Annotated in this window: 24 protein-coding genes; 12 read left to right on the top strand and 12 right to left on the bottom strand. The window is 74.0% G+C overall.

Annotation, left to right across the window (positions count from 1 at the left end; translation table 11 throughout):
* Nucleotides 1–8: 8 nt before the first annotated feature.
* On the top strand, nucleotides 9–536 hold the full coding sequence (locus tag HCC30_RS17200; RefSeq protein WP_169443446.1) for a nitroreductase family protein: 528 nt from the start codon (nucleotides 9–11) through the stop codon (nucleotides 534–536).
* 33 nt (nucleotides 537–569) lie between these two features.
* Here the strand turns inward: HCC30_RS17200 and HCC30_RS17195 are convergent, their stop codons facing one another.
* The 3 genes from HCC30_RS17195 to HCC30_RS17185 form a co-directional block, all read right to left on the bottom strand.
* Nucleotides 570–2,231: an L-lactate permease gene (locus tag HCC30_RS17195; protein ID WP_169443445.1), complete on the bottom strand. Its 1,662-nt coding sequence runs from the start codon at nucleotides 2,229–2,231 to the stop codon at nucleotides 570–572.
* 161 nt (nucleotides 2,232–2,392) lie between these two features.
* Nucleotides 2,393–4,009 carry an MDR family MFS transporter gene (locus HCC30_RS17190; RefSeq protein WP_169443444.1) on the bottom strand — a complete coding sequence of 539 codons (1,617 nt, stop codon included), beginning with the start codon at nucleotides 4,007–4,009 and terminating at the stop codon, nucleotides 2,393–2,395.
* 94 nt (nucleotides 4,010–4,103) lie between these two features.
* Entirely contained in the window at nucleotides 4,104–4,760 is a 657-nt protein-coding gene (locus tag HCC30_RS17185; protein ID WP_206323936.1) for a TetR/AcrR family transcriptional regulator, read from the bottom strand.
* Nucleotides 4,761–5,035: 275 nt separating this feature from the next.
* Between HCC30_RS17185 and abc-f the strand changes: the two genes are divergently transcribed.
* From abc-f to HCC30_RS17170, 3 genes are all read left to right on the top strand, one after another.
* Complete coding sequence (gene abc-f, locus HCC30_RS17180) at nucleotides 5,036–6,724, top strand: ribosomal protection-like ABC-F family protein (RefSeq protein ID WP_169443443.1); 1,689 nt, start codon at nucleotides 5,036–5,038, stop codon at nucleotides 6,722–6,724.
* Between the two features lie 309 nt (nucleotides 6,725–7,033).
* Nucleotides 7,034–7,396 (top strand): hypothetical protein, encoded by a 363-nt coding sequence (locus tag HCC30_RS17175; protein ID WP_240979661.1) that lies wholly within the window; start codon nucleotides 7,034–7,036, stop codon nucleotides 7,394–7,396.
* 96 nt (nucleotides 7,397–7,492) lie between these two features.
* Complete coding sequence (locus HCC30_RS17170; RefSeq protein WP_169443442.1) at nucleotides 7,493–8,338, top strand: ATP nucleotide 3'-pyrophosphokinase; 846 nt, start codon at nucleotides 7,493–7,495, stop codon at nucleotides 8,336–8,338.
* A 63-nt stretch (nucleotides 8,339–8,401) separates the two neighbouring features.
* Here the strand turns inward: HCC30_RS17170 and HCC30_RS17165 are convergent, their stop codons facing one another.
* On the bottom strand, nucleotides 8,402–8,854 hold the full coding sequence (locus tag HCC30_RS17165) for a hypothetical protein (protein WP_169443441.1): 453 nt from the start codon (nucleotides 8,852–8,854) through the stop codon (nucleotides 8,402–8,404).
* A gap of 147 nt (nucleotides 8,855–9,001) precedes the next feature.
* Here HCC30_RS17165 and HCC30_RS17160 point away from each other — a divergent pair, with 147 nt between their 5' ends.
* Together HCC30_RS17160 and HCC30_RS17155 are read left to right on the top strand one after the other, a co-directional pair.
* Nucleotides 9,002–9,829, top strand: coding sequence for a helix-turn-helix transcriptional regulator (locus HCC30_RS17160; RefSeq protein ID WP_169443440.1), 828 nt, complete (start codon nucleotides 9,002–9,004; stop codon nucleotides 9,827–9,829).
* Between the two features lie 174 nt (nucleotides 9,830–10,003).
* Nucleotides 10,004–11,242 carry a cytochrome P450 gene (locus tag HCC30_RS17155; protein WP_169443439.1) on the top strand — a complete coding sequence of 413 codons (1,239 nt, stop codon included), beginning with the start codon at nucleotides 10,004–10,006 and terminating at the stop codon, nucleotides 11,240–11,242.
* Between the two features lie 75 nt (nucleotides 11,243–11,317).
* On the opposite strand, the gene HCC30_RS17150 is transcribed toward HCC30_RS17155, so the two are convergent.
* From HCC30_RS17150 to HCC30_RS17130, 5 genes are all read right to left on the bottom strand, one after another.
* Nucleotides 11,318–12,730 (bottom strand): cytochrome P450, encoded by a 1,413-nt coding sequence (locus HCC30_RS17150; RefSeq protein ID WP_169443564.1) that lies wholly within the window; start codon nucleotides 12,728–12,730, stop codon nucleotides 11,318–11,320.
* Between the two features lie 125 nt (nucleotides 12,731–12,855).
* Nucleotides 12,856–13,467: an ATP/GTP-binding protein gene (locus HCC30_RS17145; protein WP_169443438.1), complete on the bottom strand. Its 612-nt coding sequence runs from the start codon at nucleotides 13,465–13,467 to the stop codon at nucleotides 12,856–12,858.
* The gene (locus tag HCC30_RS17140; protein ID WP_169443437.1) at nucleotides 13,445–13,804 is read right to left on the bottom strand and encodes a DUF742 domain-containing protein; all 360 of its coding nucleotides are present in this window, start codon (nucleotides 13,802–13,804) and stop codon (nucleotides 13,445–13,447) included. The genes HCC30_RS17145 and HCC30_RS17140 overlap by 23 nt, the downstream gene beginning before the upstream one ends.
* Nucleotides 13,801–14,214: a roadblock/LC7 domain-containing protein gene (locus tag HCC30_RS17135; protein ID WP_169443436.1), complete on the bottom strand. Its 414-nt coding sequence runs from the start codon at nucleotides 14,212–14,214 to the stop codon at nucleotides 13,801–13,803. Before HCC30_RS17135 ends, HCC30_RS17140 begins: the two co-directional genes overlap by 4 nt.
* Nucleotides 14,211–15,839 carry a sensor histidine kinase gene (locus HCC30_RS17130; protein WP_169443435.1) on the bottom strand — a complete coding sequence of 543 codons (1,629 nt, stop codon included), beginning with the start codon at nucleotides 15,837–15,839 and terminating at the stop codon, nucleotides 14,211–14,213. The genes HCC30_RS17135 and HCC30_RS17130 overlap by 4 nt, the downstream gene beginning before the upstream one ends.
* A gap of 1,146 nt (nucleotides 15,840–16,985) precedes the next feature.
* Between HCC30_RS17130 and HCC30_RS17125 the strand changes: the two genes are divergently transcribed.
* From HCC30_RS17125 to HCC30_RS17110, 4 genes are read left to right on the top strand one after another with little or no spacing between them, the layout of a single operon-like run.
* Nucleotides 16,986–17,807 carry a hypothetical protein gene (locus HCC30_RS17125; RefSeq protein WP_169443434.1) on the top strand — a complete coding sequence of 274 codons (822 nt, stop codon included), beginning with the start codon at nucleotides 16,986–16,988 and terminating at the stop codon, nucleotides 17,805–17,807.
* Complete coding sequence (locus tag HCC30_RS17120) at nucleotides 17,804–18,481, top strand: DUF4166 domain-containing protein (protein ID WP_169443433.1); 678 nt, start codon at nucleotides 17,804–17,806, stop codon at nucleotides 18,479–18,481. Before HCC30_RS17125 ends, HCC30_RS17120 begins: the two co-directional genes overlap by 4 nt.
* Before the next feature lie 58 nt (nucleotides 18,482–18,539).
* Nucleotides 18,540–19,187 carry a TetR/AcrR family transcriptional regulator gene (locus HCC30_RS17115; RefSeq protein ID WP_169443432.1) on the top strand — a complete coding sequence of 216 codons (648 nt, stop codon included), beginning with the start codon at nucleotides 18,540–18,542 and terminating at the stop codon, nucleotides 19,185–19,187.
* Nucleotides 19,188–19,238: 51 nt separating this feature from the next.
* Complete coding sequence (locus tag HCC30_RS17110) at nucleotides 19,239–19,736, top strand: pyridoxamine 5'-phosphate oxidase family protein (RefSeq protein WP_169443431.1); 498 nt, start codon at nucleotides 19,239–19,241, stop codon at nucleotides 19,734–19,736.
* 64 nt (nucleotides 19,737–19,800) lie between these two features.
* Here HCC30_RS17110 and HCC30_RS17105 read toward each other — a convergent pair whose 3' ends face one another.
* Both HCC30_RS17105 and HCC30_RS17100 read right to left on the bottom strand, forming a co-directional pair.
* Nucleotides 19,801–20,676 (bottom strand): M23 family metallopeptidase, encoded by an 876-nt coding sequence (locus HCC30_RS17105; protein ID WP_169443563.1) that lies wholly within the window; start codon nucleotides 20,674–20,676, stop codon nucleotides 19,801–19,803.
* Between the two features lie 70 nt (nucleotides 20,677–20,746).
* Complete coding sequence (locus HCC30_RS17100) at nucleotides 20,747–21,289, bottom strand: helix-turn-helix domain-containing protein (protein WP_169443430.1); 543 nt, start codon at nucleotides 21,287–21,289, stop codon at nucleotides 20,747–20,749.
* A 369-nt stretch (nucleotides 21,290–21,658) separates the two neighbouring features.
* Between HCC30_RS17100 and HCC30_RS17095 the strand changes: the two genes are divergently transcribed.
* Nucleotides 21,659–22,501, top strand: coding sequence for a pentapeptide repeat-containing protein (locus HCC30_RS17095; RefSeq protein WP_169443429.1), 843 nt, complete (start codon nucleotides 21,659–21,661; stop codon nucleotides 22,499–22,501).
* Nucleotides 22,502–22,514: 13 nt separating this feature from the next.
* Here the strand turns inward: HCC30_RS17095 and HCC30_RS17090 are convergent, their stop codons facing one another.
* Nucleotides 22,515–23,393 carry an Fpg/Nei family DNA glycosylase gene (locus tag HCC30_RS17090; protein WP_169443428.1) on the bottom strand — a complete coding sequence of 293 codons (879 nt, stop codon included), beginning with the start codon at nucleotides 23,391–23,393 and terminating at the stop codon, nucleotides 22,515–22,517.
* Between the two features lie 332 nt (nucleotides 23,394–23,725).
* Here HCC30_RS17090 and HCC30_RS17085 point away from each other — a divergent pair, with 332 nt between their 5' ends.
* Entirely contained in the window at nucleotides 23,726–25,252 is a 1,527-nt protein-coding gene (locus tag HCC30_RS17085; protein WP_346776667.1) for an amino acid permease, read from the top strand.
* Nucleotides 25,253–25,380 lie beyond the last annotated feature (128 nt).

The raw sequence follows: 25,380 nt of genomic DNA, 5'->3' as shown, positions 1-25,380 counted from the left end.
AGCGCAGCATGGATGTACCGCCCCGCCCGCCCGTCTCCGCGCTGAGCTCGTTGCGGGCGCGGCGCTGGTTCACCGACGAGCCGGTCGGTGACGCGGATCTGTACCGCGTGCTCGAAGCGGGGCGGTGGACGGGGTCGGCCCGTAACCGGCAGCCGTGGCGGTTCGTCGTGGTGCGGGACCGCGGGGTGCGGGAGGAGCTCTCGCGGCTGGGGGCGTACGCGGGGCACCTCGCGGCCGCGCCGGTGGTGATCGTGCTCGCCGCGGACGAGGACACCGGCGGCGAGGACGCCCAGTTCGACGCCGGCCGGGCCGCGCAGAACCTGATGCTCGCCGCGCACTTCCTCGGCCTCGGCAGCTGCCCGGCCTCCTTCTTCCCCGCCGGGAACGCGGACCGGGCCGGGGAGCTGTGCCGGGTGACGCGCCCGTGGACGGTCCGCACGGCCCTCTCCCTCGGCCACCCGGCCCCGGCGCCGACGGGCAGGTCGGCCATCCCCACCGGACGGCTGCCGCTGGCGGACCTCGTCACGGAGATCTGAACACCCGCCCGGAGTGCCGGGGGTGACCGCCGCTCAGGGCAGCATCCAGGCCAGGACGTGGGCCTGGAGGTAGACCAGGACGCAGACCGCCAGCAGGAGCAGCACGCTCCACGCCACCGCCTTGCGGAACAGCACCGCCTCGCGCCCGACGAGGCCCACCGCCGTCGCGGCGATGGTGAGGTTCTGCGGGCTGATCATCTTGCCCACCACGCCGCCCGAGGTGTTCGCCGCGACCAGCAGCGACGGGTCGAGCCCCGCCCGCCCGGCGGCGGTCTGCTGGAGCGTGGCGAACAGGGCGTTGGCCGAGGTGTCGGAGCCGGTGACGGCGGTGCCGAGCCAGCCGAGGATGGGGGAGAGGAAGGCGAACGCGGCGCCCGTACCGGCGATCCAGGTGCCGATGGTGATGGTCTGCCCGGACAGGTTCATCACGTACGCGAGCGCGAGGACGGAGGCCACCGTCAGCATGGCCCAGCGCAGTTGGACGACCATGTCCCGGAAGGCGCGCACGGCGGTGCCGAAGCCCGTCCGGTAGCAGAGCGCCACCACCACCCCGCACAGCAGCAGCAGCGAGCCGGGCGAGGAGAGCCAGGGGAGGACGTACAGCGTCGTGCCCGAGGGCTCGCCGGTGGCAGTGAGGATCTGCCCGTCGAGCCAGGGCCAGGGCACCTCGACGTCGCTGGCGGCGAGCGCCTCCTTGACCGGGGTCCACAGCTTGGCCACCGAGAACACCGCGATGACCACCAGGTACGGCAGGAACGCCATGCCCACCCGCCGGGCGCCGAGCGGGGCGTTCGCCGCGTCCTGCCGCCCGGGCGCCTCCGCACCCTCCCCGCGTTCCCGCTCCGCCGCGGTGCGCAGGGCGTCGCGGACCCGGGCGCTCTCGCGCGGCTTCCAGACGCGGAGGAAGGCGACGACGGCGGCCAGGGCCAGCAACGAGGCGATGATGTCGGTGAGTTCGACGGAGACGTAGTTGGCGCTGACGAACTGCGCCAGCGCGAACACCGCGCCGCACACCAGCGCCACCGGCCACGTCTGCCGGATGCCGCGCACCCCGTCGACGAGCGCCACCAGCAGCAGCGGCACGAACAGCGCCAGCAGCGGCGTCTGCCGCCCCACGTACGCGCCGATCTCCTCGTACGGGATGCGGGTCAGGCTGCCCGCGGTGATGATCGGGGTCCCGATGGCGCCGAAGGCGACGGGCGCGGTGTTCGCGACGAGCACGGTGACGGCGGCCCGGACCGGCGAGAAGCCCACCGCGATGAGCATCACGCCGGTGATGGCCACCGGCGCGCCGAAACCCGCGAGGGCCTCCAGCAGCGCGCCGAAGCAGAAGGCGATGATCAGGGCCTGGACCCGCGGGTCGTCGCTGACGAGGCCGAAGGCCCGGCGCAGGTCCTCGAACCAGCCGCTGACGACGGTGAGTCGGTACACCCACAGCGCCGCCAGCACGATCCACATGATGGGCATCAGGCCGAAGGCCGCGCCCTCGGTGCCGGACAGCAGCGCGTACCGCAGCGGCATCCCGTACGCGAGGACGGCGACGGCGACGGACACGGCCAGCGCCGCGAGTCCCGCCCAGTGCGCCTTCAGCCGCAGCCCGCCCAGCAGCAGGAACAGGGTGAGCAGCGGCAGCGCCGCGACGAGCGAGGACAGCGCGAGGCTGTCGGCGACGGGGGACAGATCCGGCTGATACATGGCACGCACGACCCTCGTTCGGCACGGTCAGATCATTTGCGGAACTGATCGAAAGCTAGGGACAGCCACGGGGGTTGTCCAGGGTGCCGACAGCGAACGTCCGGTGCGTGCGAGGTGGGGGAGACGCGTGCGCCGCGTCTCCCCCACGGGGCGGGTGCCGCTCAGGAGGCGGGTGTGGCGCGGGAGTCGGGAGCGGGGGCCGGCTCGGTCTCCTCGGCCAGGCGCTCCATGCCGCTGGTGGTCTTCAGCGGCTTCTCCTTGATGAACAGCACGGCGATCAGCGCGAGCGCGGCGAACGGCGCGGCCACCAGGAAGAGATCGGCCGTGGCGGTCCCGTACGCCTGCTGCACGACCTCCTTCACCGGTGCGGGCAGCGCGGACATGTCCGGCACGGCCTCCTCGCCCGAGGACGACCCCGCACCGGCCGCCGCGCCGCCGGCGCCCGGCATCTCCGCGAGGCCGGCGGACATCTCGGTCGCGACCCGGTTGGCCAGGATCGCGCCCAGCACGCTGGTGCCGATGGTGCCGCCCATGCTGCGGAAGAAGGACAACACGGAGGTGGCGGCGCCGAGTTCGGCCGCGGGGACGTCGTTCTGCGCGGCGAGCACCAGGTTCTGCATCAGCATGCCGACGCCGACGCCGAGGACGGCCATGTACAGGCTGAGCAGTCCGAACCCGGTGTCCGCGCCGATGGTCGACAGCAGGCAGAGCCCGGCCGTCATGATGACGGCGCCGGAGACGAGGTAGACCTTCCAGCGGCCGGTGGCGCTGATGACCTGCCCCGCGACGGTCGAGGACAGCAGCAGGCCGAGGATCATCGGCAGGCTCATCAGCCCGGCGACGGTCGGGGACTTGCCGAGCGAGACCTGGAAGTACTGGGAGAGGAACACCGTGCCGCCGAACATGGCGACACCGACGAACAGGCTGGCCACCGTCGTCAGCGTCACCGTCCGGTTGCGGAAGATCCGCAGCGGGATCACCGGCTCCGGTGCGCGGGACTCGACGAACACCGCCGCGACCAGCAGCAGCACCCCGCCGCCGGTCAGCGCCGCGGTCTGCCACGAGGCCCAGTCGAACTGGTGGCCCGCCAGCGAGGTCCAGATCAGCAGTGCGCAGATGCCCGCGACGATCAGGAAGGCGCCCAGGTAGTCGATCTTCACCTCGCGCCGGACGGTGGGCAGCTTCAGCGTCCGCTGCAGCAGCGCGATCGCGAGCAGCGCGAACGGGACGCCGATGAAGAAGCACCAGCGCCAGCCCAGCCACGAGGTGTCCACCAGCACGCCGCCGACCAGCGGTCCGGCGACGGTGCCGACGGCGAACACGGCGCCGAAGATGCCCGCGTACTTGCCGAGCCTGCGGGGCGGGATGACGGAGGCCATCACGACCTGCGCGAGCGCGGTCAGACCGCCCGCGCCGATGCCCTGCACGACGCGGCTGAAGATCAGCAGCCCGACGCCCTGCGAGAAACCGGCGACGAGGGAGCCGACGACGAACATCGTCAGCGACAGCTGCAGCAGCAGCTTCTTGTTGTAGAGGTCGGAGAGCTTGCCCCACAGCGGCACGGTGGCCGTCATCGCCAGCAGCTCGGAGGTGACGACCCAGGTGTACGAGGACTGGCTCGCCCCGAGGTCGGCGATGATCCGCGGCAGCGCGTTGGCCACGACCGTGCCCGCGAGGATGGCGACGAACATGCCCGCCATCAGGCCGGACATGGCCTGGAGTATCTGCCGGTTGGACATGGAGGTCGGCGCCCGGTCGGGCGCCTCGGTAGTGGTCACGGTGTCCTTCTTCGCGGGTCGGCCGGTCCGGGCCGGCGGGTCGGGGGCCCCGGCGCCGTTGCCGGGCAGGTCGTGGTCGGCCCGTCTCGCGGGGTCAGTCGGTGCCGGGGCCGGGGGCCGGGAGGCCGGCGGAGAGCTGGGCGAAGGTCTCGCGGAAGATCTCCGCGAAGGGGACGCTCCGCCCGGCCGCGCCCGTGCCCTGGGCGCTCCAGTGCGCGACGGAGACGCGTACGGCGGTGGCCGCCACGGCGGCGACCAGGCGCGGGTAGAGCCCGGGCGGCTCGTCCTCGGGCACCTCCTCGCCGCCGCGCAACCGCTGGGTGACGGCGCGGGCCAGGGCCAGTTCGTCGGCCAGGTGCGCGCCCATGCTGCGGACGAGCAGGTGCGGGGACGCGTGCAGCACCTCGGCCCACAGGTCCCACAGCTCGTGCCGGCTCTCGATCCCGGCGAGTTCGGCGGCGAGCGCGTCCCGCAGCGCGGTGAGCGGGGGCAGTTCGGCCGGGGCGTCCAGCACGGCCTGGCGTACGCGTTCGCCGATGCCCGCGTCGATCATCGCGAAGGCGTCGTCCCGGGTGTCGAAGTAGTTGAAGAAGGTGCGCGGGGAGACCCCGGCCGCCTCGCTGATCGCCTCGACGGTGACGCCTTCCGCGCCGTGCTCGGCGGCGAGCCGGACGGCGGCCTCCGCGAGGGCGGTGCGGGTGGCCTGCTTCTTGCGTTCGCGGAGGCCGCCTCCGGTCGCTTTCTTCGCCATGTTTTGCATGGTATGCAAACCTGCATCTTCTGCAAAATTATTATTCGTTTGCCCGCACTGCCCGGGCTCCGGCACCCTTGAGGGCATGCGTACGCAGATCTTCTTCCTCTGATTCGGACCCGCCGACGCGGAGCCGACCCCCGGCGCCCGGCCCACCCGGCGCCGCCGCGCGGTCCCCGCGTCCGCCCCGCACGCGGACCGAATCCACCCGCCCCGCCGAGCCGCGCTCAGCCCTGCCCGAGCGCGCCCGGGGCACGGCATCCCAGGGAAAGACCATGCGCGCACGCGCCCAACTGTCCGTGCAGGACGTCTCCAAGACCTACGGCGAGAGGACCGTCCTCGACGCGGTGTCGCTGACCGTACGGCCCGGTGAGAAGGCTGCCGTCATCGGCGAGAACGGCTCCGGCAAGTCCACGCTGCTGCGGCTGCTCGCCGGAGCCGAGACGCCGGACACCGGGGAGATCACCGTCGCCTTCCCCGGCGGCACCGGCCACCTCGCCCAGACCCTCGACCTCGACCCCGCACACACCGTCCAGGACGCCGTCGACGCGGCCCTCGCCGGACTGCGCGCACTGGAGCGCGACATCCGTCTCGCCGAGGAACGGCTCGGCGAGGCCGGACCCAAGGAACTCGCCGCCTACGGCGAGCTGTTGACCACCTACGAGGAACGCGGCGGCTACCTGGCCGACAGCCGCGTCGCCGCCGCGCTGGACGGCCTCGGCCTCGCCGGCGTCGCCTGGGAGCGGCCGCTGGGCACGCTCTCCGGCGGCGAACAGTCCCGGCTCGCGCTGGCCTGTGTCCTGGCCGCCGCCCCGGAACTGCTGCTCCTCGACGAACCCACCAACCACCTCGACCGGCGCGCCACGTCCTGGCTGGAGGAGCACCTGCGCGCGCACCGGGGCACGGTCGTCGCCGTGACCCACGACCGCGCCTTCCTGGAACGCGTCGCCACCACGATCCTCGACGTCGACCGCGACACCCGCACCGTGCGCCGCTACGGCGACGGCTGGCACGGCTACCGCACCGCCAAGGCCGCGGCCCGCCGCCGCTGGGAGCAGGAGCGCCAGGAGTGGCTGGACGAGGTCGCCCGCACCCGCGCACTCGTCGACGCGGCGGGGCAGCGCCTCGCCTCCACCGGCGGGGACCCCCGGCAGGGGTACGCCAAGCACCGCCGCTCGCACGAGGCGAAGCTCTCCGGCCGGGTGCGCGCCGCCCGGCAGCGCCTCGACGCGCTGCTGAACGCCCCTGTACCGGCACCGCCCGAGCCGCTCCGCTTCACCGCCCGTCCGGCGACGGCCACGGGCGCGGACGGGGAAGGCCCCGGGCACGCGCCCGTCGAGCTGGCTGAGGTCCGGGTGGGGCGGCGGCTGTGGCTGCCGGAGCTGTCCGTCGCGCCGGGCGGGCGGCTGCTCGTCTCGGGTCCGAACGGCGCGGGCAAGAGCACCCTGCTGCGGGTCCTCGCCGGGCGGCTGGTCCCGGACGAGGGCCGGGTGCGCCTGCCGGAGGCCGTCGGCCACCTGCCGCAGGAGCTGCCGCCGCGGCCCTCGCGGCAGCCGCTGCTGACGGCCTTCGCGGCGGGTCGCCCCGGGCCGCCCGAGGAGCACGCGGACGCGCTGCTGGCCCTCGGGCTGTTCCGCGAGGAGGAGCTGACGGTTCCGGTGGCGCGGCTGTCCGTCGGCCAGCAGCGCCGGCTGGAGCTCGCCCGGCTGGTCACGGGCCCCGCCGACCTGCTGGTCCTGGACGAGCCGACCAACCACCTGGCGCTCTCCCTCGTCGAGGAACTGGAGGAGGCCCTCGCGTCCTTCGCGGGGACGGTCGTCTGCGTCTCCCACGACCGCGCCTTCCGCCGCCGCTTCACCGGCGCCCGGCTCGAACTGCGCGCGGGCCGGGCCGTCGAGGGCACGGACCCGGCGGACGGCACCGGCTCCGGCGAGGTGGTGCGGACGGGGGCCGCCGGGGCGTGAGCCCCCGCCGCGCGAGCCGGGTCGCGCCGGGCGTCCCCGGGCGGGGTGGACGTACCCCGCTCAGGGGCGCACGGCCCCGGCTCGCGCCCGCGGCCTGCCCAGTACGGGACCAACCGGCCGCCATGACCAGCGGGTTGGGCCCGCGGCCGGCCGCCGCGCCGCCGCCCCCGCTGCCGCACCGCCCCCGGCTGCGAGGGCGGGGGCGCACGGCGCGGCGGCCGTGACACCGGACGCGGGGTTCCCCGCCCGGCACCGCCGCGCACACTGGCCGTAGGGCGGGGGAACCGCACAGAGGCAGGGGGTTGACGCATGTGGGAGAGGATCCTCCGGCGACGGCGCAGGACCGGTGGGCACGGCGGGACGGGCGGTGACGGGTCCGCCGTACCGCCGCCCCAACGCCGCCGCGGGGCCAACCTGTTCGAGGTGGCCGCGGTCTACGTCGCGGCCAGCGCCGACGGCGACGACCGGAGCAGCGCGGAGGCCGCGTCCCTGGTCTCGCCCGAGGCGCTGTTCTTCGGCGTGGACGAACTGGCGTGCCGCGCCGTGATCGCGCTGGCCCGGACGCGGGACGAGTCGCCGTACACCGTGGCCGGCGAACTGCTGGGCGTCGCCCCGCCCGGCGCGCGGCCGGCCGAGGAGGCACAGCCCCCGGCGGGGGTGCGCGCGGGCTAGCGGGCCGGAACGCATCCTCCGCGCCGGAGACGTCGTTGATCTTCCCGTGGCACCGCACACCGGACGTGCGGTGCGTGGGCACAGGAAGAGAGCTCGATGAACTCCAGCCACCGGGGCATCCGTACCGTCGCCACCGCCGCGCTCGTGACCGCGCTCAGCGCGGGCGCCGTCCAGGCTTCCGCCGCACCGGCCGAGAGCGGCCAGGACAGCCGGAGGGGCACGGCCGCCGCGCCGGGCCCGGCCGGTCCCGAGACCAGGCCGGTTCCGGCGCCGGGCACCTCGGAGGGCTGGCAGCAGGGCGACCTGCGGCTCAGCCCGAACGACAACCGCACCGTCGACCGGTTCCTGGACCGGGCACGCACGGCCGAGAAGGACATCAGCCCGCGGGTGCGCGCGGCCGCGGTCATGTCCGGAGCCGAACTCAAGGGCTTCGACCACCGGTTGAAGTCCCCGGACTCGCTGAAGCGGAAGGTCGCGACCTGGATGAAGGAGGACCCGGGGCTGACCGTCAACAACGCGCTGTCCGGCATCAACGACTCCGTGCGCTACACCCTGGTGTGGCCGACGGGCGAGTACACCTCGGGCGTCACCCGCGCCTCCGGGCTGCTGTCGGCCTGGGGTGACGACAGCGTCCGCTGGGCCAACACCTGGAGCAGGGACCGGGGTTACAAGGCCGTCAACGCGGCCTGGCGGGAGCCGGGCGGGCACGTCTACGAGGTGCAGTTCCACACCCCGGAGAGCAAGCAGGCGCAGGAGACCACGCACAAGCTGTACGAGGAGCAGCGCCTCCCGAGCACCCCGCCCGAGCGCCGCGAGGAACTCCAGGCCCAGCAGGGCGAGATCTTCGCCGCCGTCCCGGTCCCGGCGGGAGCCGTGGACCTGCGGGCGCCCGCGCCCCGGCAGCCCGCCGAGCCGCAGCCCGTGCCGCAGTCCGCGAGCTGAACCGCGGCCGCGTGACGGACGGGACGGCGGGCCCGGCCCGCCGTCCCGTCCCCGGCCAGGTGCTCACCCCCGGCGGCGCGTGCCCACCATCCGCCGCAGGCCCAGGAGTTCGAGCTCGGCGAAGACGCCGACGAACAGCGCGCCGACGGCGAGGAGGACTCGCCCGGCCCCCGTCAGCGGCAGCAGCCCCGAGAAGGCCAGCACCAGACACCCCGCGCACGAGACCAGGTTGACGCCGATCACCGCGCGGACCAGCGCGCGCGGCAGCACCGGGTACCCGGCGATCAGCGCGAGCGCCGCGGCCCCGCCGAGCTGGAAGACCCCGAAGGCCAGGGCGAAGGCGAGCGGCATGCCGGTGAGCGGCGCCAGCAGCCCGCACCCGGCGGTCAGCACCCCGCCGGAGACGGCGGTGCCCACGCTGTCGACGCGGAGCACCGTACGCAACAGCGCCGCCGGATCACCGGCGGGCGGTGCGGGGGCCGGGGAAGCCGCGGGGGAGAGGGCGTCTGCGGGCACGGGGTACCTCCGTCGGGCTGCTTCGGGGGCCCGGGGCGCCGGGCGGGACGTCCGGGCCGCGTGCCCGGTGACGGCATCCTCGCCGTGCGGCCGCCGGACCCTCAATGACCTCCCGGGTCATGGGAGTTGACCGGCTACCCTCGGCGCATGAGCGTGGACGCGACCGTGAACCGGGGCCGCCGGCTGCCCCCGTTCGGCACCCTGCTGCGCGGCTGGCGGCGGGCCCGGGGGCTGAGCCAGCTGGCGCTCGCGCTGGAGGCGGACACTTCGGCCCGCCACCTCTCCTGCGTCGAGACGGGCAAGGCGCGCCCCAGCCGCCCGATGGTGCTGCGCCTCGCCGAGCACCTGGACGTACCGCTGCGCGAGCGCAACGACCTGCTGCAGGCGGCCGGGTACGCGCCCGAGTTCCGCGAGAGCGGCCTGGACGACGCGAACATGGCGGCCGTGCGCGGCGCGCTGGACACGCTGCTCGCGGGCCACGAGCCGTACCCGGGCGTGGTCGTGGACCGGCAGTGGAACCTGGTGGCCGGGAACGGCGCCCTGGCCGTGCTGACCGAGGGCGTGACCCCGGAGCTGCTGCACCGCACTCCGGTGAACGTCGTACGCCTCGCCCTGCACCCGGACGGGCTCGCCGCGCGGTGCGTCAACCTCGCCGAGGTGCGCGGCCACTTCCTCGACCGCGTCCTCCGCCAGGCCAATGCCACCGGCGACCCGGGCCTGCGCGCGCTGTACGAGGAGGTGCGCGGGTACGGCGGCGGCCCGGCGCCGGTTCCCGGGACGGACGGGGAGGCGGGGGCGTCGCAGGTGCTGGTCCCGCTCCGGTTCCGTACGCCGCACGGGGAGCTGTCGATGTTCAGCACGATGGCGACCTTCGGCGCCCCGGCCGACATCACCCTCTCCGAGCTGGCGATCGAGCTGTTCTTCCCCGCCGACGCGCACACCGAGCGGGTCCTCCGCGACCGCGCGTCCGGATAGGTATTCGAGAGCCGATTCGAGGGAAGGGAACGATCAACAGGCGCCTGTATCAGGGGTCTTGACGTGTCGTCACGGACCGGTTACCCATGGCCATGGCCTGGCGTTCCGTAGTACAGTCCGGGCGCTCTGCCCCCTCCGGTGATCATCATCGGACGTACCTCTGCGAGGTTGTGAATGAGTATCCCCCTGCAGACTGTCGCCATCGACCCGACAGGTTCCGACATCTACGGGGAGGCGGCCCGTTTACGAGCAGAGGGACCCGCCGTACGCGTCGAGCTCCCCGGCGACGTGGCGGCCTGGGCCCTCACCCGACAGGACGTCCTCAAGCGGCTGCTCACCGACCCCCGGGTCTCCAAGGACCCCAACAAGCACTGGCCGATGTGGCAGAACGGCGAGATATCGCCCGAGTGGCCGCTGTTCACCTGGGTCGCGGTGCAGAACATGTTCACCGCCTACGGCAGTGAGCACAAACGCCTGCGCACCCTCGTCTCCAAGGCCTTCACCGCCCGCCGCTCGGCGCTGCTGGCCCCGCGCATCGAGGAGATCACCGGGCAGCTGCTGGACCGAATAGCCGAGGCCGGGCGGGACGGTGCACCCGTCGACCTGCGCGAGCACTTCGCCTACCCCATCCCGATCCGGGTCATCAGCGACCTGTTCGGGCTGCCGGAGGAAGGCGGCGAGGAGCTGCGCCAGGTCGTCGACAGCATCTTCCACACCTCGGCCGACCCCGAAGAGGTCACCAGCACCTACGCGCGGCTGTACGAGATCCTCGGACAGCTCGTCGCCGACAAGCGGGAGAACCCCGGCGACGACATGACCTCAGCGCTCATCGCCGCCCGCGACGACGAGGGCGGCGGCACCCGGCTCAGCGAGCGCGAGATGGTCGACACCCTCGTCCTCATGATCAGCGCGGGCCACGAGACGACCGTCAACCTGATCGACAACGCCGTCCACGCGCTGCTCACCCACCCGGAGCAGCTGGAGCACGTCCGCGCCGGACGCGCCACCTGGGACGACGTGATCGAGGAGACGCTGCGCTCCCGGGCCCCGGTCGCCAACCTCCCGCTGCGGTACGCCGTCGAGGACATCGAGCTCGACGACGGCACCGTCATCCGCCAGGGCGAGGCCATCCTCTGCGCCTACGCGGCCGCCGGACGCGACCCGGGCCGGCACGGCGAGAACGCCGAGGAGTTCGACGTCCGCCGGGCCGACAAGGAGCACCTGGCCTTCGGCTACGGGGTGCACTTCTGCGTCGGCGCGGCACTCGCCCGGCTGGAGGCCAGGACCGCGCTGCCCGCGCTGTTCGCGCGCTTCCCGGACCTGGCCCTCGCGGTCCCGGACGAACGGCTCGTCCCCGTCGAGTCGTTCATCTCCAACGGGCACCGCGCTCTGCCTGCGCGCATCACGGGCTGAGCGCCCGCGGGGTGGCCCGCACCCGGCCCCCGACCGGACCTCGGAAGGGGCCTGGGACCCGGGCCACCCCGCGCGTCACTCGCCGCCGCGCCACCAGGCGCGCAGCGAACTCCACATCCGGCGCGGCCCGCTGCCCCGCGGGCCGGGAACCTGCGCGCCCTGACTCGGCCGCGCGGCCGGGACACCCCCGCCGGACACCCCGGCGGAGGACGTGATCGGCGCGGGCGCGCCGGAGGACGCGTCCGCCGCACCGGCAACACCCGGCGCACCGGCCGCCGTTGCCGAGGCCGCGTCCGCCGTCTCCGGCCGGCCGTCCGCCGAGGACACCGCCGTCGCGGGGAACCGCACCGGCAGGGACTGGAGCGCCCGGTGGAACGGGCCGGGACGCCAGATCAACTGGTCGACGGGCAGGGCCAGTTCCATGTCCGGGAGCCGGTCCAGCAGCTTCTCCACCGCGACCGCCGCGATCAGCCGCGCCGGACCCTGCGCGGGGCACGAGTGCGGGCCCGCGCTCCACGCGAGGTGGGCACGGTTGCCGGCGCGCTGGTCCGAGGCGATCGACGGGTCGGTGTTCGCCGCGGCGAAGCTCACCACCAGCGGCTCGCCCGCGCGGATCGGGACACCCGCGTACTCGGTGTCCCGCACCGCGAAGTGCACGCCGTAGTTCGCCATCGGCGGGTCCATCCACAGCACTTCGTCGAGCGCGTCCTCGACGGGCAGGCTGCCGCCGGAGAGGCTGCCGGAGAACCGGTCGTCGGCGAGCAGCAGCCGCAGCCCGTTCGCGATCAGGTTCTGCTGCGGCTCCGTACCCGCGCCCATGAGGACGACGATGTGGTGCATCATCTCCTCGTCGTTGAGACCCGCCTGGTGCGCGATCAGCCAGGACGTCACGTCCGGTCCCGGCTTCCGCCGCTTGAGCGCGACGAGTTCGGCGGTGGTCTGCGTCAGCAGCGCGTTCGCCGCCTCCGCGTCGACCCCGTCGAAGATCCCGGACATGCCCTCGACGAGCTTGTCCCCGAGGTCCGGCGGGCAGCCGAACAGCTGGTTGAACACCAGCAGCGGCAGCACCTGCGCGTACTCGCCGAGCAGGTCCGCCTCGCCGGTGGGCGCGAACCGGTCGATCAGGGTGTCCGCGCTCTGCTCGACGTAGCCGCGCAGCGCGGCCGGGTCGACGTGGTCGAGGCTGTCCGAGACCGCCTCGCGCAGCCGCCGGTGCTCCTCGCCGTCCGCGAACAGGCAGTTGGGCCGGTGCATCATCATCGGGACGACCGGACTGTCCGCCGGCACTATGCCCTCGTTCAGCGCCCGCCAGCGGCGCGGGTCCTTCGAGAACGTCTCCGGGCTGCGCAGCACGTGCAGCGCGGCGTCGAAGCCCAGCACCAGCTGCGCGTCGACGCCCGGGGCCAGTTCGACCGGCGCGATCGGCCCCGACCGCCGCAGCCGCGCGTACACGGCGGACGGATCGGCGGCGAAGTCCGGGCCGTACATGGGCTCACGCACCGGGCCCGCCGTCGCAGGCCCCGAGCCCGGCAGCGGACCGGCGCCCGGCGCGGGCCCGGTGCCGTGCGCGGGGCAGCCCGGCGGCGGCAGGGGGGCGGAGTGGGGCTGTGACGTCACACGTGCTCCAGTGAGTGCGGCTCGCTGATTCGGGTCTGCAGATATTCGACGAGGGAGATCAACGCCGTGGCGGAGGAGGTGTAGTCCCGCGCGTCGCAGGTGACCAGCGGCGTCTCCGGCAGCAGGTCGAGCGCCTCGCGGATCTCCGCCTCGTCGTACACGGGTGCCTCGTCGAAGTGGTTGATCGCGACGGCGTACGGCAGACCGTGCTCCTCCAGCAGCCCCATCACGCCGAAGGACTGCTCCAGCCGCCGGGTGTCGGCGAGCACCAGCGCGCCCAGCGCACCCCGCGTCATGTCCTGCCACAGCTGGGTGAAGCGCTCCTGGCCCGGAGCGCCGAACAGGTACAGCACCAGGGACTCGCTGAGCGTCAGCCGGCCGAAGTCCATGGCGACCGTGGTGGTCGTCTTGTCCTTCGTACCGGCCAGGTCGTCGACGAGCGCTCCCGCCTGCGTCATCACCTCTTCGGTGTGCAGCGGCCTGATCTCCGACATCGAACCGACGAACGTCGTCTTGCCGACGGCGAAGTGACCCACCACCAGGAGCTTGACGGCCGTCTGCACACTGCTGCGCAGATAGACCGCCTCAGAGCCGGGCGCGGAGTCCATCGAGCACCTCCTGGAGGATTCGGGCGTCTGTCGGCTGGGCCGAGGGGATCGGGGCGCGGGTCACTATGTGGCCGCTGTCCATCAGGTCGGCGGCCAGCACCTTCACGACGCTGACGGGCAGCGACAGATGACCTGCCACCTCGGCGACGGACAGTGCCCCCGGGCGGCACAGGTCCACCAGCCGCCGTTTCTCCGGGCTCAGCCCGGAGATCGCCGGGTCAGTGACGGAGACCAGCAACGTGACCAGATCCAGCGTGTTGCGGGTCGGATAGGCGCGTCCGTCAGTGACGACGTAGGGCCGCACCAGCCCTTCCGTCCGTTGGCGGGGCGGGGTCATGCCGGGGCGCCGGTATCCCGCCGCGCCGGACTGGTCAGTTCCCGGCCGAGCCGGTCGACCAGCTTGTGCATGCGGTACGTCACCGCTTCCATGTCCACCTCCGCGCTCGTGGAGACCGCGAGATACGCGCCCTCACCGGCGGCGACGAGGAACACGTAACCGTGCGCGAACTCGATCAGCGTCTGCCGCCACGGCGTGTCCGGCGTCCCGCAGAACTCGGCCGTGCTGCGGCTGATCGACTGCAGACCCGACAGTCCCGCCGCCAGACGCTCCGCGTCGTCCCGGCTGATGTCCGCGGAATGCGAACGGAGCATCCCGTCGGCGGACAGCAGGATCGCGTGCCGTGCTTCGGGCACCTTGAGGACCTCGTCGAGCATCCAGCCCAGCTCGTTGGCCACTGCGTCGATCATTCTTGCGGCTTCCCTTCATCGTCTCGGGCTTCACGACCGGACCTCGTGCCTCGCGCGAACGCGCCCATCCGCTGGGCGGTTTCCTGAGCCGACCGGGCGCCGGCGTCCTCCGTGCCCGGCGTTCCCTGCGCTCCCCGCCCGCCCGGCTGCGCGGCGGAGGGCACCCCCAGGTGCGCCCCGGACGGGGCGCCGACGTGCCAGGGCTGCATGCCGCCCTGCATTCCCGACTGCGCCCCGGACTGCGTCCCCGAAGGTCCGGCACCGGCGCCCGCGGACTGCGTCCCGGCCGCCTGCCGTGGCGTGTGGCGGCGGCGCTTGGGCAGGCCGCCCGCCGTTTTCTCCCCGGTGCTGCCTGTTGCCATGGCATCCCCTGCGCCTTGTCCCGGCCTCGCGTCACCCGCCGCGGCGCCCGCGCCGGTGGCGGCCCGCGGCGCGGGCGCCTGCGGCGCGGACGCGGCGGGCTGCGCCGCCGGCGCCACGGGCCGCTGTGCCGCCCGCGGTGCTTGCTGGTGCTGTGCCTGCCGCTGCGGAGCGGACTGCCGCGGCGCCTGCCACTGCTGCTCCGCCGCCCCGCCCCGCGCCGGTGCCGGCACGGAGGCCGCGACGGGCGCGGCCGGTTCCTCCGGCGCGAGATGCGTGAGCAGCTCGCCCGGCAGGAACAGCACGGCACGCACACCGCCGTACGGGGAACGCGTGTCTGCGGAGACGCTGAAGCCGTACCGCGCCGCCAGCACGCCTATGACCGGGAACCCGAACTGCGGCGGATCGTCGAGCCGGGTGACGTCCACCGTCTGCTGCCCCGAGAGCAGCGTCGTGGCCCGCTGCGCGACCTGGCCGTCCATGCCGATGCCGGCGTCGTCGATGATCACGCAGGCGCCGTTGTGCACCGTCTGGAGGTTGACCTCCACCTGGGTGTTGGGCTGCGAGTGCCGCGCCGCGTTGTCCAGCAGCTCGGCCAGCGCGAGCACCACCGGCTCGACGGCGCGGCTGACCACGGCGATGTCGACCTGTCCGTGTATCCGGACGCGGCGGTAGTCACGGATGCGCGAAGTCGCCCCGCGCACCACGTCGGTGAGCGCGGAGGCGGCCCGCTGCCGTCCCGGCCAGGAGCCGCAGAGCACGGCGATCGCCTGGGCGCGGCGGCCGAACTGGGAGTTCGCGTGGTCGATCTCCAGCAGGTCCTGGAGCACGTCCGGCTGGTGGTGCCGGTTCTGCATCTCGGAGATGGACATCTGCTGCTCGTTCGCCAGCGCCTGGATGGAACGCATCGAGGTCTTCAGCGCGGCCTTCGCCGAGGCGTCGGCCCGCGCCTGCGCGCGCTCGACCGCGCCGGAGAACCGCTCCACCACACCTTCGAGGCTGTACGCGAACTCCGTGCCCACGAGCTGCGGATGGAGCAGCCCCGTCTCGGGCACCGGCTGGTGCAGGGAGTCCTCCAGTGCGGGCAGCCGCACCGAGGCCAGGTGCTGCACCTCCACGTCCCGCGCCCGCAGCCCGTCGGTCAGCTCCGCGTTGCGCTTGCGCACGGTCGACGTGATGTGCCGCTGGCGGAACAGCAGGACGGTGATGGCGAGCAGGCCGGCGGCCAGGCACCAGAACAACACACCCTGTATGTCTTGTGTCATGGCTTCCTAGAGGAGGGTTTCGGGACGTGCGGCCGCTGTCGGACGGTCCGGCCCGCGGCCGGTGCGCGTCCTGGGCCCGACGGGGTGCTGCCGGGCCGGGCGGGACGGAGCCGGGCGGTGCGGGCCCGAACGCTGCCCGACGGGGCGGTGCCTGGTCCGGCGTGGGGGGCCGGGGGAGCTGCGGAATCCGCAGCCCTCCGGCCGGCGGTCCGGCGCCGAGCGGCCGCTGTCACCCTGTGCTCCGACCGCGCCGTCGGTCCGTCCTGCCCCGCCCGCCGCTCTGTGGAGTGCGGGCGCCGTCCACGGTCCCGGTCCGTACGCCGAGGGCGCAGGAACGAAACTGCGGGGACGGAGGCGAAGGACGGCCGGGCTGTCGTGTGGACTGTCCGGATCCGGTGGGGCACGGACGGTAGCAGCCTGGTGACTTCGGACAAACTTGAGGAATGGTCGAGCTGGTGAGGAATGTTGCTGTGCTGAATGCGCAGAGACTAACCGGATCACGCTCAGGAATCACATTCGAACTGTCGCTCGTCGGCCAATAGTTGGTTCAGGTGTGCACCTGTGCCCCTGCGCTGCCAGGACTCCGCCGCGCGGCTCCGGCCGCGCCGCTCACGGTCCCGAGCCGGTGACTGAGCGTCAACTGCCCTGTCTGTCCAGCCGAGTTGGCGCTCGCGGCGATGGCCGAATCTGAGCGGCGGCGAAACGCACGGAATCCGACACGTCGTCATCTCGCGGACCCCTGGCCCTGCCCTGCCCCGGTGGACTTCACCCGTAAGTGCGCTCACGCGAAGGGGTGAGCAACCGGTGCGGGACGCGCAGGTGTTCGGCCCCGGGACGGTGGGGCGGGCCGTCGTCGTCCGGTGCGGCTCGCGGTGGTGCCGCGCGTGGCGCGGGCTCCTTCTCGTCGCAACTGTCCGAGTGCGGCCCGGCTTTCGCGCGCCAGACCGGATTCGGACGGCGCGCGGCGCCCGCCCCGTGACCGGTTGCGGACGTGCGGAGCGTCGACTCCCGGCCGTTCCTCGCCGCGTGGTGGGAAACCCCGCTCCCGGACGAGGAGTTGAGCAGGCGCTCAAAACCTCGTACTGTCCGTGTTGAGCGACCGCTCAAACGGGGGGTGGTCGCTCCACCGTCGGAGGGGGACGAGGGATGGGGCCGGGGCTCTACGTGGAGACGCTGATCGGGGCCGACCTCGACGTGATCTGGGGCCGCACCCAGCAGCCGGACCAACACCAGCGCTGGGACCTGCGGTTCACGTACATCGACCCGCTGCCGCGCGCCTCCGCGGACGCGCCGCTGCGGTTCCGCTACGGGGTCCGGCCGCTCCCCGGCTGGACGATCTCCGGCACCGGGATCTCCGCGGGCGAGAAGCGCCGCCCCGACGGCACCCGGACGTCGGCGCTCCGCTTCAGCTCGCCGCACCCGCTGTGCCCCCTCGTCGACGGCCGGGGGTACTGGCGTTACGTCCCGGAGGCGCCCGGTTCCGGGGGTCCGTCCGTGCGGGGCGCCGAGGACGGGGGTCTCGGCGCCCCGCACGTCCGGTTCCTCACCGGGTACGACTACGTGCCCAGGTGGGGAGCGTTCGGACGGGTCGCCGACCGCTTCCTCTTCCGTCCGCTCATGGGCTGGGCCACGGCCTGGTCCTTCGACCGGCTCCGGCTGTGGTGCGAACGCGGCATCACGCCCGAGTCCGCACTCCGGCGCGCGCTGGGCGAACTCGCCCTCCGCGCGCTCGCCCTCGGTGCCGCGGCCGCCGTCGCGTACGGCCTGTCGGTGCCGGAACCGGGCGGTGGCCTGTCGGGCGTGCTCGCGGGGACGGTCCGGTGGGCCGCCGTGCTGCTGCTCGCGGGCGGTGCCGTCCTGGTGCCGCCGCTGCCGGGGACGCCTGCCGCCCGGCGCTGCCGACGCCGTCCCGTGCGCCGCGAGACGGCCACCCCGCCCGTCCTCCTCGAACGACTGGAGCAGCCATGACCTCGATCTTCCAGCAGGCCCTCGGCGACGACTTCGCCCGCCTCCACCCGCGTCTCCAGCGGCGGTTCGGCACCGGGATCGACAGTGGTGAGGCGTGCGTCGGGCGCGGGGTGATGGACCGGGTCTGGCACGGGCCCGGCTGGGTGCGTCCCTTTCTGGCGCTGGGCGGCAGCCGGAACATCCTCGTTCCCGAGGCGGGCCGGAACATCCCGTTCACGATCGAGAACGTCCCGTACCGCGACTCCCACGGGCGCGAAACCGTCACCTTCGTCCGCAGCTTCGCCTTCCCCGGGCGGGTGCGGCGGTTCGACGCGACCATGATCTACAGCCCCGAACGCGGCCGCATCGTCGACTACCTCGGCACCCACCAGCACCTCGCCACCGACCTGTGGCCCGAGGTGGACGAGGCCGGGGCGCTGGTCATTCGCTCCGGTGAACACCGGTTCCGGGAGGGCCGGTTGGACGTGCGGGTGCCGGAGCTGATCGGGGGAGACGCCCTCGTGCGCGAGTCCTACGACGAGGCGGCGGACCGCTTCCGCATCCAGGTCCGGGTCGGCAACCGGTACTTCGGGCCGCTGTTCGGCTACGAGGGCAGCTTCACCGCCGAGTACACCGCTCTGGCGCGCGGCCCCCGCCCCGGCCTCCGTCCCGTGCGCGAGGAGGCGCGGGCGTGAGCGGGCGTCCGGTGGGCGCCGGGGGAGCGCGCCGGGGCGCATGTGAGAGTACGGGACCATGAGCAACGACACCCGTACGAAGCTGCTGGCGGGCGCCCTCACCGTGCTGACCGAACAGGGCTTCGCCAAGGCCTCGGCCCGGACGATCGCCGCGGCCGCAGGCGTCAACCAGGGGCTGGTCTTCTACCACTTCGGCAGCGTCGACGAACTCCTCGCCGCCGCCTGCCGGCACGGTGCGGAGCAGCGCGTCGACGTCTACCGCGACCGCCTCGCCGGGGTGACGACGCTCGCCGAACTCCTCGCGCTCGCCCGCGAGTTGCACGTCACCGAGCGGGACGGCGGGCATGTCGCCGTACTCGGGCAGCTGCTCGCCGGGGCGCAGTCCCAGCCGCGTACGGCGCCCGCCACCGCGGCCGGTCTCGCGCTGTGGACCGACGAGATCGAGCAGGTGCTCGGGCGGGTGCTCGCGGGGACCCCGCTGAGCGAGTTCGTGGACGTCGCGGGGCTGGCCAGGGCGGTGTCGGCCTCGTTCGTCGGCCTGGAGCTCTACGAGGGCGTCGACCCGGACGGTGCCGCGCGCGCCCTCGACGCGCTCGAACAGCTCGCCGCGATGGCCACGGCCCTGGAGGAGCTCGGCCCCGTCGCCCAGCGCGCCGTCCGCTCCCGCCTGCGCCGCACGGCGGCCGCCCGCCCGGCCCGCGACTGACCCTGGCGGGAATCAGGCGCGTGCGCGGCGCGGACCGGGCAGACTGGCGGGATGCGGGAGACATCCGAGGACCTGGAGTGGATGCGGCGCCTGCTGGACGACTCCTACGCGAAGTCCGGCGCGCACACGCGGTCGATCATCGGCGAGGACCGCCGCCTGGACACCGCCGGAGTCGTCGAGGCGATGCGGCACGTGCGGGTGATGGCGCTGGCGACCACGACCTCGCGAGGGGAGCCGCGCGTCGGACCCGTCGACGGGCTCCTCTACCGAGGGCGGCTGCACTTCGGCTCCGACCCCGGCTCGTTCCGCTTCCGGCACATCCGGGCCCGCCCGGCCGTCTCCGCCTCCGTGATCGACCGCGAGCGGCTCCAGATCACCGTCCACGGCACGGCACACGAGGTGGACCCCGCCGAGGATCCCGGGCTGCTGGCCTGCCTCGTCGAGGAATACGGGCAGGCCGCATGGGACCGCTGGATGCGGGAGCTGTCCTGGGCCCGCATCGAACCCCGGCGGATGCTGACCTTCACCAATCCGCCGACGGAGGAGTGACGCCCGAAGCGGCCGCGCCCGCCCGCAACACCCGCCTGGGCAGGGCCCGTTGGGCCGCGCCCGGCTACGCCTGGCCGCCCGCGTCCGCGGAGGTGCGGGGCGCTTCGGTGAAGTGCGCGCCGTTGGCGGGGACGCCGATGCCGCGCCAGGTGAAGGGCAGGCCGCTGGCCGCCTCCAGGTCGTGGTGGTCCATCAGCTGGAAGTGGACGTGCGGTTCCGTGGAGTTGCCCGAGTTGCCGCAGCGGGCGAGGAGTTGGCCGGCCGTGACGCGCTCGCCCTCGCGGACGGCGAGCGAACCGCGCCGCAGATGCGCGTACAGCGCGTACCTGCCGTCGCCGAGATCGAGCACCACGTGGTTGCCGACGATCTGCCCCGGGCCGCCGAGCTCGCGGAACAGCGCCTCGAACACCAGATACAGCAGCGCCGGGTACGAGTTGCGGCTCCGGTGGTCCCGGCGGTGGTCCGAGGCGTGCACCACCGTCGCGTCACCCACGGCCAGTACGGGGGCGCCGAACGCGGGGAAATCGCCGTTGCCCCGCGACAGGGGCCACCAGCCGAACGCCGGGCGCTGCTGCCCGCCCTCCTCGGGGTCGGCCACGATGTCGATGGCGAACGTCTGGCCGTAGGCGTGCGTGCCGTGGCTGGGGGTCTTGTCCGCCGGGCTGTTCAGCGCAACCCAGCGCCCCCGCACCGGGCTCTCCACCTCGACGGGGAGCCGCGCGCCGTCGGCACCCTCCCCGGAGGTGGTTTCCGGGCCGGCGGACGTGCGCCCGCGCGGGGTCTTCGCCGCGCCCGGCCCGCGGACGAGCGTCAGCAGGACGGAGAGGACCAGCGGCACCCAGTCCCAGGGCAGGGCGTAGTCGAAGACCAGGCGCGCGAGCACCAGCGCGACGAAGAGCCAGAGAAAGTATCTGGCGAGGACCGAAGTGGCCTTGCGCACCTTCGGGTTGGCGAACACGGGATCTCCTGCTGTCCGGGAAAGCGGTCGGGAGTCGGGTGCGCGGTGGCCGTCAGCGGCGTGCGGCGGCCAGCATCACCATCAGCGGGACCACGCGCTCCGGCGGTACTTCGTACCGGCCGCGCGCGACGGTGCGCAGCCAGCCCGTCGACGTCAACTGCCGCAGGTGGTGGTAGATCTGGCCGGTCGTGCCGAGCTCCTCCAGGGACGCCAGCTCCGCCACGGTGCGCCGCGGTGCGCCGTGTATCTCGCGCATCAGCCGCATCCGCACCGGGTGGCCCAGCGCGGCGAAGGAATCCACCGCGACTGTCCAGTCCTCCTCCAGGACGTCGTCCGTGGACGCGCCCTGCTGCCACTCGTACTGCCTGCCGTCGGGCATCTCCACCGCGCCGGTGAAGAGCACGCCCCCGTGGTGCAGCCCGTGTCCGGACAGCTCGGCCTTCCAGCGCCGCAGGGCCCAGAAGGTGTCCTGCTCACCCGGCGCCGCGCCGCCGCCGTCCTCGCCGCCGCCCCCCTCGGCGGGCTTCTCCTCCGCCGCCGACTCCAGCGCGGCGATCCGCCGCTCCAGCTCGGTCAGGCGCTCACCCAACTCCATGACACGAGACTACGTAATTACGGAATTTTCGCAAGTCCCCGATCGGGGGACGGGAAGGGCGGGGCGAACACGACGTCCGGTCGCCGCCGGCGGACGCCCCGCCGCCACGGAGCACCGCCCCGTCACCGACGCCGAGCTGCGCTGCCGCCTCCGCGAGCGCACCGCGGGCTCGGGCTGCACGGCCCGCGGCGGGTGCTGCGGGCCTGCGACGGCCGGGGGCACATCCCCGGCGGGCGGCCCGCCGAGGTGCCCAGGGGCCGCGGGTACGAGGTCGGGGCGACGGTGGCGGAGCTCTTCGCGGACCCGGCCGTGGTGCTCGCGGAAAAAGGACATGCGGGGCCCTCGGGCCCCCAGGCATGATCACGAGCCATGTCGCAGAAACCGGACGCCCCCGCCGTTCACCACGCGCTCCAGCTGGCGGGTGACTGCGGGAGCTGCTTCGGGCTGTGCTGCGTGGCCCTGCCCTTCGCCGCCTCCACCGGGTCCGCCGGCTTCGCCGCGGACAAACCGGCGGGCGAGCCCTGCGGCAATCTCGGCGCCGACTTCGGCTGCGGCATCCACGCGCGGCTGCGGCAGCGCGGCTACGCGGGGTGCGCCGTCTACGACTGCTTCGGCGCCGGGCAGAAGGTCTCGCATCACACCTTCGGAGGCACCGACTGGCGGCAGGCTCCGGACACGGCGCGGCGGATGTTCCACGTCTTCCCCGTCGTGCGTCAGCTGCACGAACTCCTGCGCCACCTCGCGGAGATGCTCGACCGCCCCGCCGCCGCCCCGCTCCACGCCGAGCTGCGCCGGGCACTGACCGGCACCGAGAAGCTGACGTCCGGCACCCCGGACGACCTCGCGGCCGTGGACGTCCCGGCCGTCCGTGAGGAGGTCAACCCGCTGCTGCTGCGGGCCAGTCGGCTGGTGCGGGACGCCGAGGCCCCGGGCCCGAAGAAGGAGCACCGGGGAGCCGACCTCGTGGGCGCCCGGCTGCGGGGCGCCCGGCTGCGCGGGGCGAGCCTGCGCGGGGCGCTGCTCGTCGCCGCCGACCTGCGCGGGGCCGACCTGCGGTACGCCGACGTCATCGGCGCCGACCTCCGCGACACCGACCTGCGCGGTGCCGACCTCACCGGTGCGCTCTTCCTCACCCAGCCGCAGCTCACCGCGGCCCGGGGCGACTCCGCCACCGTCGTCCCGCGCCCGCTCACCCGCCCCGCCCACTGGTGAGGCTGCGGGACGGTCACTTCAGCAGGCGGGACATCCGCCGGTCCGCCAGCGGTTTGCCGCCGGTCTGGCAGGTGGGGCAGTACTGGAGGGAGGAGTCGTGGAAGGACACCTCGCGGACGGTGTCACCGCAGACCGGACACGGCTCGCCGGTACGTCCGTGGACGCGCATGCCGACCCGCTTCTCCGCCTTCAGCTCCCCGGCGACCACGCCGCGGGAGCGCTCGACCGCGCCCCTGAGCGTGCTCAGCGTCGCCTCGTGCAGGCGCGCGACCTCGGCCTCGGTGAGCCGGTCGGCGCGGGCGTAGGGGGACATCCGGGCCGCGTGCAGGATCTCGTCCGAGTAGGCGTTGCCGATCCCGGCCAGGACGGACTGGTCGCGCAACAGGCCCTTGATCCGGTGCCGTTGGCCGTGCAGCAGCGCCGCGAACGCCGCCAGGTCCGTCCCGGGGTCCAGCGGGTCGGGCCCGAGCCGCGCGATGCCCGGCACCTCCTGGAGCGGGTCGCGGACGACGTACACCGCGAGGCTCTTGCGGGTGCCCGCCTCCGTCAGGTCGAAGCCCTCGGCCGGGCCGTCCTCCTCCGGGACGAGGCGCACCCGCAGTGCCAGTGGGCCCTTGCCGGGGCGGGCCGGGGCCGCGGGGAGGGGCGAGCGCCAGCGCAGCCAGCCGGCCCGCGCCAGGTGCGTCACCAGGTGCAGGTCCCCGGTGTCGACGCCGAGGAACTTGCCGTACCGCCGCACCCCGAGAACCGTCCGCCCGTGCAGGGCCGTCGGGGGCGGGTCGTAGCTCTTGAGGACGCTGACCGCCAGCGGCTGCACCTCCTCGACGGTGCGGCCGGTCAGCCGCGCGTCCAGGAAGTCCCGCAGCGCCTCCACCTCGGGCAGTTCCGGCACTCCGCCTCCCGTTTCCGGTATGCACACGAACGCGGCGGATCGTACCCCGCGGGGACGGCCGGGGCCCGGACGATCACGCGCCCCCGCGCAACGAATCACTGTCTGCCGGGGGTTCGGCGCAAGGAAAGCGCGGGGATGCGCAAGGCTGATGCATTACGGGCGTGCGGACCCGGCTCGTAGGGTCGGCGCTGTACGTGGAGTGGCGGGGACCGTCGGCTCGGCGGTCCCCGCAGACTCAGGTGTCGATGACGCGTGGGCGCCCGTCGTGCCCGGTTCCGCCGCCCGCCCTGCCCCGAGCGGCAGCGGACCCGGCAGCGAACAAGGAGCCACGCGTGTTGGAGCACAGCGCCACGCCGCCCACCCCCGATCCAGCGGAGGCGAACCGCGCTCCGGGGCCCGAAGGCGGGGGCGGTGGGCCCGGGTTCGGGGCCCGGCTGATGCGGCGGAAGCCCGTCGAACAGCTCGTCGCCGAGAGCGGCCGCAGCGCGGAGGCGGCCGGCGCCGGAGGCGGCGGGACGCTGCGCCGCACCCTCGGCATGTGGCAGCTGACGATGATCAGCATCGGCGCCACGCTCGGCACCGGCATCTTCGTCGTCCTCGGCGAGGCCGTGCCGCACGCCGGACCCGCCGTGACCGTCTCCTTCGTCATAGCGGGCCTGACCGCCCTCTTCTCCGCCCTCTCCTACGCCGAACTCGCGGGCACCATCCCGGTGTCCGGCTCCTCCTACTCGTACGCGTACGCCACCCTCGGCGAACTCGTCGCCTGGGTCTGCGGCTGGTGTCTGATCCTGGAGTACGGGGTGTCCGTGGCGGCCGTCGCCGTCGGCTGGGGCCAGTACCTCAACGAACTCCTGCACGGCACCCTCGGGTTCACCATCCCCGCCTTCCTGTCCGCGCCCCCGGGCGACGGCGGGGTCTTCAACCTGCCCGCGCTGCTGGTCGTGCTGCTCGCGATGGCCTTCCTGCTCGGCGGGGCCCGCGAGAGCGCCCGGGCCAACACCGTCATGGTCGTGGTGAAGATCGCGGCCCTGCTGCTGTTCTGCGCCGTCGCCTTCACCGGCGTCCGGGCGGGCAACTACGCGCCGTTCATGCCGCTGGGCATGGCCGGGGTCAGCGCCGCCGGGGCCACCCTGTTCTTCTCGTACATCGGCTTCGACGCCGCCTCCACCGCGGGCGAGGAGGCCAAGAACCCGCAGCGCGACCTGCCGCGCGCCATCATCCTGTCGCTGGTCATCGTCACCGCGCTGTACGTCCTGGTCGCCGCCGTCGCCGTCGGCGCGCGCCCCTGGAAGGGCTTCGAGGGCTCCGAGGCCGCGCTCGCCGGCATCCTCAAGGACGCCACCGGGCACGAGTTCTGGGCCACGATGCTCGCGGCCGGCGCCGTCATCGCGATCGCCAGCGTCGTGCTGACCGTGCTCTACGGGCAGACCCGCATCCTCTTCGCCATGTCGCGCGACGGTCTCGTCCCCGCCTTCCTCTCCCGGGTCCACCCGCGCACCGGCACCCCGCGCGCCAACACCGTCGTCGTCTCGCTCTTCTGCGGCCTGCTCGCCGCCGCCGTGCCGCTCGGCCGGCTCGCCGACGCGACGAGCATCGGCACCCTCTTCGCCTTCGGCCTCGTCAACATCGCCGTGATCGTGCTGCGCCGTACGCGCCCGGGGATGCACCGCGCGTTCCGGGTGCCGCTCGCGCCGGTGACGCCGCTGATCGGGCTCGGGCTGTGCCTGTGGATGATGGGCAGCCTCGACACGGCGACGTGGATCGTCTTCGGCTGCTGGATGGCCGCCGGGCTCGCGCTGTACTTCGGCTACGGCGCCCGCCGCTCCCGCCTGGCCGCCGAGGGCACGAAGACGGGCTGACCCGCCCGGCGGACGCTCCCGTGCAGGTCCCGGACTTCTCCGGAAGGAAAGCGGGCAGTCTCCGAACACCGCCCGGCACAGGGGGCGTTCCCCGGGGAACGGTCTTCCCACGGCGTGGCCGGTCGGCG

This window comes from Streptomyces sp. HNM0574, from assembly GCF_012726235.1.
In the GTDB taxonomy this organism is placed as follows: domain Bacteria; phylum Actinomycetota; class Actinomycetes; order Streptomycetales; family Streptomycetaceae; genus Streptomyces.
The sequence above is the reverse complement of the archived record's forward strand: the minus strand, read 5'-3'. Positions and strand labels throughout refer to the sequence as shown.

What these genes read in the sequence shown, in the direction of transcription:
- HCC30_RS17200 (WP_169443446.1), top strand. Translation starts at nt 9, where the DNA reads ATGGATGTACCGCCCCGCCCGCCCGTCTCCGCGCTGAGCTCGTTGCGG.
- HCC30_RS17195 (WP_169443445.1), bottom strand. Translation starts at nt 2,231, where the DNA reads ATGTATCAGCCGGATCTGTCCCCCGTCGCCGACAGCCTCGCGCTGTCC.
- HCC30_RS17185 (WP_206323936.1), bottom strand. Translation starts at nt 4,760, where the DNA reads ATGGCGAAGAAAGCGACCGGAGGCGGCCTCCGCGAACGCAAGAAGCAG.
- abc-f (WP_169443443.1), top strand. Translation starts at nt 5,036, where the DNA reads ATGCGCGCACGCGCCCAACTGTCCGTGCAGGACGTCTCCAAGACCTAC.
- HCC30_RS17175 (WP_240979661.1), top strand. Translation starts at nt 7,034, where the DNA reads ATGTGGGAGAGGATCCTCCGGCGACGGCGCAGGACCGGTGGGCACGGC.
- HCC30_RS17170 (WP_169443442.1), top strand. Translation starts at nt 7,493, where the DNA reads ATGAACTCCAGCCACCGGGGCATCCGTACCGTCGCCACCGCCGCGCTC.
- HCC30_RS17160 (WP_169443440.1), top strand. Translation starts at nt 9,002, where the DNA reads ATGAGCGTGGACGCGACCGTGAACCGGGGCCGCCGGCTGCCCCCGTTC.
- HCC30_RS17155 (WP_169443439.1), top strand. Translation starts at nt 10,004, where the DNA reads ATGAGTATCCCCCTGCAGACTGTCGCCATCGACCCGACAGGTTCCGAC.
- HCC30_RS17150 (WP_169443564.1), bottom strand. Translation starts at nt 12,730, where the DNA reads ATGTACGGCCCGGACTTCGCCGCCGATCCGTCCGCCGTGTACGCGCGG.
- HCC30_RS17145 (WP_169443438.1), bottom strand. Translation starts at nt 13,467, where the DNA reads ATGGACTCCGCGCCCGGCTCTGAGGCGGTCTATCTGCGCAGCAGTGTG.
- HCC30_RS17140 (WP_169443437.1), bottom strand. Translation starts at nt 13,804, where the DNA reads ATGACCCCGCCCCGCCAACGGACGGAAGGGCTGGTGCGGCCCTACGTC.
- HCC30_RS17135 (WP_169443436.1), bottom strand. Translation starts at nt 14,214, where the DNA reads ATGATCGACGCAGTGGCCAACGAGCTGGGCTGGATGCTCGACGAGGTC.
- HCC30_RS17130 (WP_169443435.1), bottom strand. Translation starts at nt 15,839, where the DNA reads ATGACACAAGACATACAGGGTGTGTTGTTCTGGTGCCTGGCCGCCGGC.
- HCC30_RS17125 (WP_169443434.1), top strand. Translation starts at nt 16,986, where the DNA reads ATGGGGCCGGGGCTCTACGTGGAGACGCTGATCGGGGCCGACCTCGAC.
- HCC30_RS17120 (WP_169443433.1), top strand. Translation starts at nt 17,804, where the DNA reads ATGACCTCGATCTTCCAGCAGGCCCTCGGCGACGACTTCGCCCGCCTC.
- HCC30_RS17115 (WP_169443432.1), top strand. Translation starts at nt 18,540, where the DNA reads ATGAGCAACGACACCCGTACGAAGCTGCTGGCGGGCGCCCTCACCGTG.
- HCC30_RS17110 (WP_169443431.1), top strand. Translation starts at nt 19,239, where the DNA reads ATGCGGGAGACATCCGAGGACCTGGAGTGGATGCGGCGCCTGCTGGAC.
- HCC30_RS17100 (WP_169443430.1), bottom strand. Translation starts at nt 21,289, where the DNA reads ATGGAGTTGGGTGAGCGCCTGACCGAGCTGGAGCGGCGGATCGCCGCG.
- HCC30_RS17095 (WP_169443429.1), top strand. Translation starts at nt 21,659, where the DNA reads ATGTCGCAGAAACCGGACGCCCCCGCCGTTCACCACGCGCTCCAGCTG.